The 12,881-nt window shown below is 64.1% G+C and carries 9 protein-coding genes; 5 read left to right on the plus strand and 4 right to left on the minus strand.

The features are described 5' to 3' along the window. Positions 1-52 precede the first annotated feature (52 nt). The 3 genes from FEZ59_RS02700 (at position 53) to FEZ59_RS02710 (ending at position 5,932) form a co-directional block, all read left to right on the plus strand. Positions 53-898, plus strand: coding sequence for a carbon-nitrogen hydrolase family protein (locus FEZ59_RS02700; protein WP_021342734.1), 846 nt, complete (start codon positions 53-55; stop codon positions 896-898). Next, on the plus strand, positions 895-2,583 hold the full coding sequence (locus FEZ59_RS02705; protein ID WP_020906039.1) for an NAD(P)/FAD-dependent oxidoreductase: 1,689 nt from the start codon (positions 895-897) through the stop codon (positions 2,581-2,583). The genes FEZ59_RS02700 and FEZ59_RS02705 overlap by 4 nt, the downstream gene beginning before the upstream one ends. A gap of 127 nt (positions 2,584-2,710) precedes the next feature. After that, a complete protein-coding gene (locus tag FEZ59_RS02710) occupies positions 2,711-5,932 on the plus strand; it encodes an NAD-glutamate dehydrogenase domain-containing protein (RefSeq protein WP_172932203.1) in 3,222 nt (1,073 codons plus the stop codon). Here the strand turns inward: FEZ59_RS02710 and FEZ59_RS02715 are convergent. Further along, positions 5,909-7,426, minus strand: a complete 1,518-nt coding sequence (locus FEZ59_RS02715; protein ID WP_019746725.1) for a PucR family transcriptional regulator — start codon at positions 7,424-7,426, stop codon at positions 5,909-5,911. The genes FEZ59_RS02710 and FEZ59_RS02715 overlap by 24 nt on opposite strands. 128 nt (positions 7,427-7,554) lie before the next feature. Here FEZ59_RS02715 and gabT point away from each other — a divergent pair, with 128 nt between their 5' ends. Both gabT and FEZ59_RS02725 read left to right on the plus strand, forming a co-directional pair. Next, positions 7,555-8,919, plus strand: coding sequence for a 4-aminobutyrate--2-oxoglutarate transaminase (gene gabT, locus FEZ59_RS02720; protein WP_007727077.1), 1,365 nt, complete (start codon positions 7,555-7,557; stop codon positions 8,917-8,919). A 1-nt stretch (position 8,920) separates the two neighbouring features. Next, positions 8,921-10,366, plus strand: a complete 1,446-nt coding sequence (locus tag FEZ59_RS02725) for an NAD-dependent succinate-semialdehyde dehydrogenase (protein ID WP_020968315.1) — start codon at positions 8,921-8,923, stop codon at positions 10,364-10,366. 52 nt (positions 10,367-10,418) lie between these two features. On the opposite strand, the gene dszD is transcribed toward FEZ59_RS02725, so the two are convergent. The 3 genes from dszD to FEZ59_RS02740 form a co-directional block, all read right to left on the minus strand. Further along, positions 10,419-10,997, minus strand: a complete 579-nt coding sequence (gene dszD / locus FEZ59_RS02730) for an NADH:FMN oxidoreductase DszD (protein WP_003941189.1) — start codon at positions 10,995-10,997, stop codon at positions 10,419-10,421. Positions 10,998-11,205: 208 nt separating this feature from the next. Next, entirely contained in the window at positions 11,206-11,679 is a 474-nt protein-coding gene (locus tag FEZ59_RS02735) for a YbaK/EbsC family protein (RefSeq protein WP_019746727.1), read from the minus strand. A 15-nt stretch (positions 11,680-11,694) separates the two neighbouring features. Next, on the minus strand, positions 11,695-12,798 hold the full coding sequence (locus FEZ59_RS02740; protein WP_003941129.1) for a membrane protein: 1,104 nt from the start codon (positions 12,796-12,798) through the stop codon (positions 11,695-11,697). Between the last annotated feature and the right edge of the window lie 83 nt (positions 12,799-12,881).

Raw genomic sequence — 12,881 nt, forward strand, 5'->3', positions numbered from 1 at the left:
GTCACACGCACCGTCGAAAATTGGCGTCACGGAACTCCTGAAGGAGCGCACCATGCATGTCGATTCAGTTCGAGTTGGCCTGTTCCAAGGTCCGCTCACCACCCCGGACACCTTTGCGTCGGTGGAGTTCAACCTCGCTGCAATCGACACCGCTGCCCGCGAGGCTGCGGCATCCGGTGCGAAGATCCTGCTGACGCCGGAGATGTCCGCAACCGGCTACGACATCGGCGAACTGGTGTCGCTGCGCGCGGAACCGGCCGACGGCCCTATCTTCGATTCCGTCGCCGAGATTGCTCGAAGTGCAGGCATCGCCGTCGTCTACGGCTACCCCGAACTCGACGGGGGAGACGTCTACAACAGCGTGCAGGTGGTGGACCGCGATGGCACTTCGCTTGCGCACTACCGCAAGACACACCTGTTCGGCACGCTCGACCGCGAACATTTCCGGCCAGGTGAGACCCTGGTGGTCGGGTTCGACTTCGAGGGCATCCGCTGCGGATTGTTGATCTGCTACGACGTGGAATTTCCCGAAGCGGTTCGGGCCCATGCCGACGCCGGTACCGAATGGCTCATCGTGCCGACGGGGTTGATGACTCCGTACGAACACATTGCGCAGCAAGTGGTTCCGGCCCGCGCATACGAGAGTCAGATGTTTGTCACCTACGTCAATCGCTGCGGCGCCGAAACCGAGCTGACCTACTGCGGTCTCTCGTGCGCCATCGCACCCGACGGTGCCGAGTTGGCGCGGGCCGGGGGCGGCCAGGAATTGCTCTTCGCGGATATCGCCGCCGCCACCGTCTCGCAATCGCGCACCCTCAACACGCATCTCGACGATCGACGCCTCGATCTGTATCCAGACCTTTCTGTCACGACTGTCTCCAAGGAGAACCGTAGATGACCATCCCAGTAGCTCCGGACAGTTCCTCGGAACCCGGCAAGCAGCCGCCCCTCACGATGTTCGGGCCGGATTTTCCGTTCCCGTACGACGACTACGTTTCCAGTCCGGCGGGACTCGGCTCGGTGCCCGATCTGGCACTGGGTACAGAAGTTGCCGTGATCGGTGGTGGACTCTCCGGCATGATCGCGGCCTACGAGTTGCTCAAGGTCGGTCTCAAACCGATTGTCTACGAAGCTGATCAGATCGGTGGCCGGATGCGGTCGGTCGAGTTCGACGGGCACCCCGGGGTTGTCGCCGAGATGGGCGCAATGCGTTTCCCACCGTCGTCGACGACGTTGTTCCACTATCTGAACGAACTGGGTCTGCAGACCGAAGAGTTCCCCAATCCCCTTGCCGAGGTCACGCCGAGCACGGTCATCGATCTCAAGGGTGAGAGCCACTACGCGCACACTCTCGAGGATCTGCCGCCGATCTACACCGAGGTGGCGCAAGCCTGGCAGCGCACTCTCGAAGAGCACGCCGATCTGATTCCGTTGCAGCAGGCCATTCGTGACCGCGACACCGCAGAAATCAAGCGGATCTGGAACGACCTCGTGGTGCGCTACGACGACCAGACGTTCTACGGTTTCCTCGCCGCGTCGAAGCACTTCAAGTCCTTCCATATGCGGGAAGTGTTCGGGCAGGTCGGATTCGGTACGGGTGGTTGGGATACCGACTACCCCAACTCGATCCTCGAAATCCTTCGTGTGGTCATCACGGCCGCCGACGACGACCACCGCGGCATCGTCGGTGGATCGCAGCAGCTGCCGATGCGGTTGTGGAACCGCGCCCCGGAGCACATGGCGCATTGGCCTGCCGGTACGACGGTCGCTTCGCTCAACGACGGCGAGACGCGTCCCCGCGTCACCGAACTCCGGCGTACCGAGCCCGGCAACATCACGGTCACGGACTCCGAAGGTTTCATTCGCACGTATGCGAGTGCCGTTGTGACAGTGCAGAGTTGGATGCTGCTGAACAACATCAGGTGTGACGACGATCTGTTCCCGATCGACCACTGGACTGCGATCGAGCGAACTCACTACATGGGTTCGACCAAGGTGTTCGTTCTCGTCGACCGCCCGTTCTGGAAGGACAAGGATCCCGTGACCGGCCGTGATTCGGTGTCGATGACACTGACCGACCGTATGAGTCGCGGCACCTACCTGCTCGATCAAGGCGAGGGCAAGCCAGGCCTGATCTGCTTGTCGTACACCTGGTCGGACGATTCGCTGAAGCTGCTGGCGCTCGACGCCACCGAGCGCATGAACATCATGCTGCGCTCTCTCGAAGAGATCTACCCAGGCGTGGACTTCCGCAGCCACATCATCTCGAGCCCGGTGACGCTGTCGTGGGAAACCGAGCGCGACTTCATGGGTGCGTTCAAGGCGAACCTTCCGGGGCACTACCGGTACCAGGAGCGCCTGTTCTCTCACTTCGTGCAGAATGATCTCGAACCGCGTCATCGGGGAATCTTCCTCGCCGGTGACGACGTGTCGTGGACTGCCGGCTGGGCCGAGGGCGCGATCCAGACCGCGATCAACGCGGTATGGGGCGTCGTCAACCATCTCGGCGGCGCTGCGCCTACCGAGAATCCCGGACCCGGCGACGTGTTCGAGGAGCTCGCTCCGATCAGGTTGGGCGACTGAGCTCACCGCAACTGCCGAAATGTCGTGCCCGATAGGGGTTGGTACTCCTATCGGGCACGACCTCTTTCCGGTGATCCACGCAACACTGGAAAGTGTTCGGATCCAATAATTTCCAGGAGGGTGTTCAATGGCGAGCACATCATCGGCGACCAAGACCGCAGCTGCAGAATCGAGACCCGCGGGCGGTGATCGATCCGGTGACCCGGCGCTCGAACTGGTCGCCGAATTGGCAGCAGCGGGCCAGCGACTCGTCTTCCGTCAGGGCGACGACTTGAACAGCGACGACTTGAACAGCGGTGCCCTGAACAGTGACGATCTGACCTGTGTGGTGCTGTGGCCGTCCGGAGAGCCCTCCCTCTCCGATCTGTGCGAGAACTTCGAGTCCCTCGGACTCCGAGTTTCGACGCACCGCCCGCTTCCGACCGTTCTGGGTTCGGCACACTACTTCACCTTCGAGCCGAGCACTTTCGGCGGCAGTGCGCTGGAGAAGATGGCGGACGCCTTCGAAGCCGTCATCGCCGGACAGACCCGTATGGACGCATTCTCCAGTCTGATCGGACGAGCAGACATCACGTGGCGCGACGCAGAGTTGCTGCGCGCTGCGTGCCGTTTCCTCGCTCAGGCTCGTATCGGGTTGTCCGAGAGCTACATCGTCGGAGTGTTGGCAGCGAAGCCGCTCTTCGTACGGCAGGCAATCGAACTCTTCACCGCGCGTTTCAATCCCGCAGTAGCAGGTTCGCGTGAGACGGCCGTGGCCACCGCGGCGGCGGCCATCGACGAATCAGTCGACGGTGCAGACACTCTCGACGAGGATCGCGTCTTGCGCGGTGTGCGTTCATTCTTGCAGGCGACTCTGCGCACCAACTGGTACCTGCGCGGTGAGGCCGGCGAACCGCTGCCGTACGCGTCGTTCAAGATCGACTCGCAGTTGCTCTCCACCCCGCAGAAGACAGTTCCTTTCCGCGAGATCTACGTCAGCGCACCCAATGTCGAAGGCGTGCATCTGCGTAGCTCCTCCGTCGCCCGTGGTGGCCTGCGTTGGTCGGATCGATACGAGGACTTCCGCACCGAGGCTCTGAGTCTGATGAAGACCCAGAGCGTGAAGAATTCGCCGATCGTTCCCTCGGGAGCCAAGGGTGCGTTCGTGGTTCGGGGCACGTCGTCACCGACCCCGGCGCAGGTGCAGGAGTCGTACAGCACCTTCATCCGCGGCTTGCTGGACGTGGTGGACAACATCGTCGACGGCGCAGCGGTGCACCCGGCAGAAGTAGTCGAGTACGACGGTGAAGACTCCTACCTCGTCGTGGCGGCGGACAAGGGGACCGCACGGTTCTCCGACGTCGCGAACGGCATCGCCGTCGAACGTGGTTTCTGGCTCGGCGACGCTTTTGCTTCCGGCGGTTCGGCCGGCTACGACCACAAGGCGATGGGCATCACCGCTCGCGGCGCCTGGGTAGCGGTTCGACGCCACTTCGCCGAGCGCGACCTCGATGTCGACACCGATCCGTTCACCGTCGCGGGCATCGGTGACATGTCCGGCGATGTGTTCGGTAACGGAATGTTGCTCTCGCACAAGATCCGTCTGGTCGCGGCATTCGATCACCGCCACATCTTCATCGACCCGAACCCCGACACCGAGACGACGTTTGCCGAACGCGCTCGCCTCTTCACCGTGCCGCGCTCGTCCTGGGACGACTTCGACCGCACCGTGATGTCGCCTGGCGGTGGGGTCTGGCCGCGTAGCGCTAAGTCGATCCGCCTTCCGCTCGAGGCGCGTCAGGTGCTCGGTATCGCCGAGGAGAAGCTGACTCCGCAGGAACTGATCCGAGCGATCCTGTGCGCTCCGGTGGACCTGTTGTGGAATGGCGGCGTCGGTACCTACGTGAAGGCGTCGACCGAAAGCAACGTCGACGCGGCCGATCCGTCCAACGACGCAGTTCGCGTCAGCGCTGACGAGTTGCGTGCAACCGTGGTGGGTGAGGGCGGCAACCTGGGTTTCACCCAGCGTGCCCGCATCGAATATGCCGCTGGCGGAGGACGAATCAACGCCGACTTCATCGACAACGCGGCCGGCGTGGCTACCTCGGACCGTGAGGTCAACATCAAGATCGCACTCGCAGAGTTGGACGCGACCTCGCGCAATGAACTACTTGCGGCGGCCCAGGACGAGGTAGCCGCATCGGTACTCGAGGCCAGCGAAGATCAGACCCTCGCGATCAGCCTGGCCGAGCACCGCGCTCCCGCCCTACTCGATCAGCACGAACGGTTGATCGAGAACCTGGTCTCGGCGGGCGCGATGAAGCGCCTCGAAGAATCATTGCCGGACGCCAAGGCGCTGGCGGTCAGGGCGCGAGCCGGGCAGGGCCTACTCCGTCCGGAACTTGCTGTGCTGGTGGCGCAGTCGAAGAACGTGCTGACGGCGGAATTGGGGGCGTCGACCGTCCCGGACAATCAGATCTTCGCCGATCGTCTCCCGCAGTACTTCCCGCTCTCCGTCGTCGAGGCAGCACCGGACGCGGTCCGCGCACATCGGTTGGGCCGCGACATCATCATCACCTCGGTGGTCGACGAACTGGTCAACCGCGTCGGACCCGGCGTGCTGTTCCGGCTGGAGGAACACCTCGGAGTCCACAGTCCGGAAGCGGCTCTGGCCTACGCAGTGGTCAGCGAAGTGCTCGGCACCGAGGACCTTCGGCGCGAGATCTTGAACTCGGAGCTTCGCGCCACCGAGCAGTTGCAGGCTCTCGATCGCTTGCAGCAGTTGTTGGAATCCGAGATGAGCTGGGTGTTGCGTCGTCCGGGAGCAGCCGGCCGGTTCACCGTGAACCCGCGAGCCGACATCGATCGATGGGCAGCGCCGGTGCGGGCTCTCACCGAAGGGCTGTCGGCCAGCGACCGCATCGAGGCGTCTTTCGGGGCGCTCGCCCTGGCTGACATTGCGTTGCAGGAGAATACGACGGTTCAGGCCGCGGCTGCGATCTACCGGGAACTCTCCGACACCCTCGATCTGGGCGACGTTCTCGGGGGCGTCGACGTTGCCGTCGCTGCCTCGCATTGGGAGGTCATGGGCAGCGCTGCCGTCCACGCCAGGTTGACGGCGCGTTTCGCGGACCTCGTGTCCGGAGCGCTCGGAGAAGGTATTCCGGAGGTCGTCGAGTTGTGGACCGCCGCCAATCCGCAAGCGGTGCGCCGGTTCACGGCTTTGATGTCGAGTGTGAGCCGCAGTGGAGCGCTGGACACCGCCCGTCTCTGCACGGTCGACGCCGAACTCGAACTACTCGTTCGCGGTGCGTCCGGTTTCGCTTCGGTGCACGCCGCGGAGCGTTCAGCGACCCTCCCAGGCGAGTAGCGATAGCAGCAGTTCGGCTCTGACCCTGGCCTGTCCGAGGTCGCATTGCAGCAGTTCCTCGATGCGTGCGATGCGACCTCGGAGGGTGTGCCGATGAACACCGAGTTCGGCTGCGGCCGATTCCCATTGGCCGTTCGCCTCGAGATAGGCGCGCAAAGACGCGACCAGTGCGGTCCCGTGTGCCTGGTCGTGTTCGGTCAGCACCGGGATGGTGTCCGCAGCCATTGCGATCAGTGCCTCACGGGCAGGCTCGGATGCCAGAATCGTCGAACCACTCAGAGCGTCGAACTCGAGAATGCGGGCAGTGGCCGTCGTGAGATTGGCCGCGGCGCGGGCCTGGACGAGTGCGCGCGGTGCGTCCAGAAGACGGTGAGGGGTGCTGATTCCGGCCCGCACCGTCTTCGCCTCGGTGGGGGAGAGCTGCGCCAGTAGTGTTTTGGCAGTGTCGATTGTGTCGGTTCCGCGAAGGAGGACGGTCAGCGAACCGTCCTCGGATTGCGCGAACAACGGCCGGCCTGCTCGCGCGAGAGCGTTGTCGAGTTCGCGAAGAACGGGGCCGAGTCCGGATCCGCGAACGTGGACGACACGGACGTTGCCGTGCGTATCGCTCGCTTCGTCCAAGTACGACGGCACACCGTCCTCGGGGATTCGGCCGTCGAGTAAGAGCCCGAAAGCCATGGCGTTGAGTCGAGTTCGCTCGGCCCGTAGTCGAACCGGTTTCTCGAGTTCGAGAGTGAGCAGCGAGACCGCATGCCCGAGCAACACTCTGTCGATATTGCTCAGGGGCCCGGCGCCCGCCATTGCGAGGTAGCCGTGCCAGCTGTCGGTGACGCCGACGGGGGACAGTGTCAGCGTCCGTTCGGGTGTGCTCTGCGAGATCGACGCCGGAGCGTTGGGATCGCGGGTGGTCGCCGCGACCGCGCGAACCTCGGTGATCAACGACTTCTGGTTTGCCGGATGCACCGCGGTGATCCGATCACCGACAAACGCCACCGAAGTTTTTGTGGCCGTGGCCAGTTCACGCACGATGGCAGACACGCCTCCGCGCAGCGCAACGCGGGTGATGCGTGTCTGTACTTCTGCCGCGCGGAGTACCGATTCGTATTCCTGCTGGCTCAGACGGGTCATCACCGCGCGCGTGACCGCCGCGAACGGGGTCGTGAACGGCACTTCCAGCAGGGGGAGCCCGCGACTGCGGGCGGCGGCAATCAGGTCTGCGGGCACACTCTCGTGGGAAAGGCCGGTCCCGAAACCCAGAGCCGATACTTCTGCGGCGGCCAGACGGTCGATGTACTCGCTGTAGTCGGTGGCGTCCGCGCCCACCAGTGCCAGCCCGGTGGTGAGCACCAATTCGCCGCCGGAAAGCCACGGGGTGGGGTCCGTCAGCTCTGTGGCCTGCGCAAACGTGACGGGGTGGGTGGCGGCTGCTCGGTCGGTGAGCAGAGCCAGCGAGAGGTGTTTCTGGCGCAAGAGCCACGAGATCGGAACCGTCACCTGATCAAGGCTAGCTGTCGTTGCCGATATGGAGTAGCCCTGAAGCTTCGGGTATCCATTTCGGCAGTGCTTGCGATGCTTCGCGCGTCGCATACTCGAATGCAATACACAACCGAGAGGGTGGTCACATGAGTGCAATCGAATACCGGCTTCCGCAGGAGCGTCGCATCGTCACGGAGTTCCCGGGCCCGCGCTCGGCTGCGCTCGCCGAACGCCGTAAGAAGGTCGTCGGCGCCGGCGTCGCATCCACCCTCCCGGTCTACGTCGCCGACGCAGACGGCGGAGTCATCGTCGACGTCGACGGCAACTCGCTGATCGACCTCGGTGCCGGTATCGCGGTGACCAGCGTCGGTGCTTCCAACCCGGCCGTCGTGTCCGCAGTTCAGGATCAGGTCGCGCACTTCACTCACACCTGTTTCATGGTCGCTCCGTACGAGGGCTACGTCGAGGTCGCCGAGCGTCTCGCCGAGCTCACCCCCGGTGACCACGAGAAGCGTTCCGTGCTGTTCAACTCCGGCGCAGAAGCCGTCGAGAACGCCGTCAAGATCGCCCGTCACGCAACCGGTCGCGACGCAGTCGTCGTCTTCGACCACGCGTACCACGGCCGCACCAACCTCACGATGGCACTGACATCGAAGTCCATGCCGTACAAGAGCGGCTTCGGTCCGTTCGCCCCCGAGGTCTACCGCGTCCCGATGTCCTACCCGTACCGCGAGGGCCTCAACGTCGACGGCTCCAAGATCACGGGTGAGCAGGCCGCACAGCGCGCCATCACGATGATCGAGAAGCAGGTCGGTGCTGCCAACACGGCCGCCATCCTCATCGAGCCCATTCAGGGCGAGGGCGGATTCATCGTTCCCGCAGAAGGATTCCTCCCGACGCTCGTCGCGTGGGCCAAGGAGAACGGCGTCGTCTTCATCGCCGACGAGGTTCAGGCAGGCTTCGCTCGTACCGGCGCCTGGTTCGCCAGCGATCACGAGGGCATCGTCCCCGACCTGGTCACTCTCGCCAAGGGCATCGCAGGCGGCATGCCGCTCGCCGCTGTCACGGGCCGCGCCGAGCTCATCGACGCCGTCCACCCCGGCGGCCTCGGTGGCACCTACGGCGGTAACCCCGTCGCCTGCGCCGCTGCATTGGCGTCCATCGACCAGATGCGCGAGCTCGACCTCTGTGGCCGCGCACGCACCATCGAGTCGACCGTCGTCGGCCGAATGAACGCACTGGCAAAGGAACTCGACGTCATCGGTGACGTTCGCGGTCGCGGCGCCATGCTCGCCATCGAGCTGGTCAAGCCCGGTGGGCAGGAGCCGGACGCCGATATCACCAAGAAGATCGCCGCCGAATGCCTCGCTGCCGGCGTCGTGATCCTCACCTGCGGTACCTACGGCAACGTCATCCGTCTGCTCCCGCCGCTGGTCATCTCCGAAGAGCTGCTCGACGACGCGTTGACCGTCCTCGAGACCGCTATTCGCACTGCAGCACAGGGGAACTGACATGTCCAACGTCTCGGATCTTCTCGACTCGGTACCCAAGGGTCTCTGGCTCGGCGGCAAGCTCGTCCCGGCCGAGAAGACCTTTGCGGTCTACAACCCGGCAACGGGTGAGGAACTCGCCCAGGTAGCCGACGCCACCGCTGCCGACGGTATCCGTGCGCTCGACCTCGCCGCTGCGGCGCAGGAAGACTGGGCGGCCACGCCGGCACGTGTACGCGGCGAGATCCTGCGCACCGCCTTCGAATTGCTGCACGCCCGCGCCGAGGACTTCGCGCTGATGATGACCCTGGAAATGGGTAAGTCGTTGGCAGAGAGCCGCGGTGAGGTCAACTACGGCGGCGAATTCCTGCGCTGGTTCAGCGAGGAAGCAGTACGCATCGGCGGACGTTTCACGCAGGCTCCGGCCGGCAACGGTCGCATCCTGGTCACCAAGGAAGCCGTCGGACCGGTCCTTGCGATCACCCCGTGGAACTTCCCGCTCGCCATGGGCACACGCAAGATCGGACCGGCGCTGGCTGCCGGTTGCACCATCATCGTCAAGCCCGCCGAGGACACGCCGCTGACCATGCAGCTCCTCGGTCAGGTGTTCGCCGATGCCGGTCTGCCCGACGGTGTGCTCTCGATCCTCCCGACGTCCGACGCGGCCTCCATCAGTGGACCGCTGATGGAAGATGCGCGTCTGCGCAAGGTCACCTTCACCGGCTCCACTGGCGTCGGAAAGTTGTTGGTGCGCAACGCTGCTGACAAGCTGCTCCGTACGTCGATGGAACTCGGTGGCAATGCACCGTTCATCGTCTTCGACGACGCCGACATCGACGCAGCTGTCGACGGCGCAATGCTCGCGAAGATGCGTAACGGCGGCGAGGCCTGCACCGCGGCCAACCGCATCTACGTCGCCAACTCGGTGCGCGAGGAGTTCACCGACAAGTTCACCGCCAAGGTTGCGGCCTTGAAGGTGGGCGCCGGTGACGCCGAGGGCACCAACATCGGACCGCTGATCAACACCAAGCAGCTCGCAACCGTCACCGGACTCGTCGACGACGCCGTGTCCAAGGGCGCTCGCGTTCGCACCGGTGGATCGGCGCCCGAAGGAGCCGGCTTCTTCTTCACCCCGACCGTTCTGGATCAGGTGCCCGCCGATGCGCGCCTGCTGAAGGAAGAGATCTTCGGACCCGTTGCGGCAGTGGTCGGTTTCGACACCGAAGACGAAGCGATCGCGGCTGCGAACAACACCGAGTACGGCCTCGTGGCGTACTTCTACACCCGCGACATCGACCGGGCGATGCGCGTCTCGGCCAAGCTGGACACCGGCATGGTCGGCGTCAATCGCGGCGCGATCTCCGATGCTGCGGCGCCGTTCGGTGGCGTGAAGGAATCGGGCTTCGGCCGTGAAGGCGGAACCGAGGGTATCGACGAGTATCTCGATACCAAGTACGTAGCGCTGTAACTTGCTGTGCGCCTTTATTAACCGCGGGCGGTTAATAAAGGCGCACAGTTGTCTATTGACCTAACGGAGTGGGGCGGTAGTACTTGCCCTCGTGGTAGAGCAGCGGTGCGGCAGCGGATTCGTCGTCCTCTTCGGCGTGAACCCGCGTGACGAGTCCGATGACCAGCGTGTGGTCGCCGACAGGGATCAACTGGTCGACCTTGACGCGCATCCAGCTGGGGGTGCCGTGCAGAACCGGCTCCCCGGTGTCGAGCACTGCCCACAGTGACTCGTCTGCAAAACGCTGATCGGCGCTACGCGCAAAGCGCTGGGCCAGATGTTGCTGATGTTCGCCGAGAAGGTGGATCACCAAGGACTCGGCTGCCTTGAGCGCATTGATGCTCGACGACGTCTCCGCGATGTTGAACGAGACGAGCGGCGGCTCGAGGGAGACGGACGAGAACGAGGTGGCGGTGAAACCCACCGGGCCGGTACCCGAATCGAGGGTCACGACGGTGACACCTGCGGGGTGGCGGCGAAGCGCTGCACGGTAGTCACCGGCGCAGATGCCGGTGGACAACTCGGGCGTCGCTGCTACTTCGGGGACGTCGGGGGTGGTGTGGCTGGAAACGGCATTCGGCTTGTCAGACAACGGGAACTCTCCGGCTGGAACTCGAGGTGTGCGGTGTGGTCGAGGTGACTGCGCTCGGCATACACAGACATGCGTCGGTGCGGCACAGATCTACGTGTCGTCGACGCCAGTGGTTACCGGCCGGGGTCCTGGTTGCAGTGCACATGGTGCGTCCAACTATAGGTGGACGCACGTCTGAGTGGGTTCGGACCGGGTTGGCTGAAGTGCGTCAGTCCATGTCGACGGCGAGGCCGGCCGTGATTCGAAGGAGTTCGGAGTACGTCGTGCGAAAGACCGTGTTCGGGTGCCCGGCAGCAGCCCACAATTCGGGGTACTGCTCGAGGGCGGTATCGATGTAGGTGGGCAGGTTGGTGGGATGCCCGAGCGGAGCGACCCCACCGATCGGCTGGCCCGTTGCCGACTTCGCCATTTCCAGCGGCGCCCGCGTGAGCTTGCCTTCGAGGCGTTCGCCGGTGGCTTTCAGATTGACCTGATGTGCGCCGGAGACCAGCAGTAGGACCGGGTCGTCGTCGAGAAGGAACACGAGCGACTTGGTGATCGCGCCTACCTCCACCCCGACGGCCGCCGCTGCCTCGGCCGCGGTGTGCGTGGCTTCGGGCTGCGTGACGATGACGCCGTGGTGACCCCGTGAGATCAGTGTTTCGGCGACGTGCGAGGCGTTGGGGTGGAGGAGGCTCGTCATGAGTTCAGACTAGGACTAGTCGGCGTTCGCCACAGCTGGAGTCGGCGTCGTGTCGGTGGACTTTCGGTTACGACGGATCGTGAAGCCGAACAGCATGACCGCACCGATCAGCGCGTACAGGAAAAGCGTCAGAGCAGGCTGGCCGACGCCGACGTTGTTGAAGTAGACGATGCTCCGCACGCCTTCGGTGCCGGCGCCGGGTGTGATCCATCGGCCGATGGCGGCATAGAACGAGGGAATCACGTTGGAGCCGAATGCGCCTCCCGCACTGGGATTGCCGAGAATCACGAAGACGGCGATAGCCAGCGGGACTGCCAGAACGCCGATGGCAGCGCGCAATCCGAGTGTGAACATGGCGGTGCCGAACACCACGGCTGTTCCCAGGATCCAGAGTGGGAACCAGTGGCCCGCGAAAGTTCCCAGGACGTGTGAGGTGATGAGTGCGCCGAGGGCTCCCGAGATGATCGAGTAGATCGCGATCACGCCCGTGTGCGCGCTTGCCTGGCGGAGGGTCTTCGGCGCACCGATGAACAGTCCGATGGCTGCCGCAAGGAGATAGCCGCCGACGACCCAGCCGACCGAGAGGTAGAAGCCGGAGAGTCCGCGGTTGTCGTGTGCTCCGACGGGGATCTCGTCGCGGACGACGAACTGTCGGTCCTGCGTCGCCTCGACCTTCGTGAACACCGCTTCGAGCGACGTCGCGATGGAGCTGCCTCCCGCGCTCGCGGTGATCAGGGTGTCCGGTCCGGCCGGGTTGATGACAAACGCGCCCTGGATCTCGCGGTCGTTGATCATGCGGCGAGCGGTCGCCGTGCTGTCGACCACCTGAGCGTCGAGCGGGCTGCCGTCGATGGCGTTGAGTTTGTCGGCGATCTGCTGATCCATGCCGTCCGGTGTGCCCTGATCGGCGATGACCGCGATTTCGATGTCTCGCGGAGTCGGCTGATGGAAGGCGGCGACGTAGCTGAGGATGAAGCCCATCTGCAGCAGGAGCACGCCGACGAACAGCGCGGCCATCACCTTGGGTGCGCCGTATTTCACCAGCAGATTGTCGTGGTGGTGTTCGTCGTGGGTGGAGCTGTTGTCTGGTGCGGCGTGTGCCGGATGCGTAGTGGTCACGAAAGAGTCCTGATCTTGTCGAAAGTAAAGAGCTTGTCAATACCCGAGGTATTGAATACTCTAGGTATCGTGACTGAATCTCG

It is taken from the genome of Rhodococcus sp. MS13, from assembly GCF_013277835.1.
GTDB classification, from domain to species: Bacteria; Actinomycetota; Actinomycetes; order Mycobacteriales; family Mycobacteriaceae; genus Rhodococcus_F; species Rhodococcus_F erythropolis.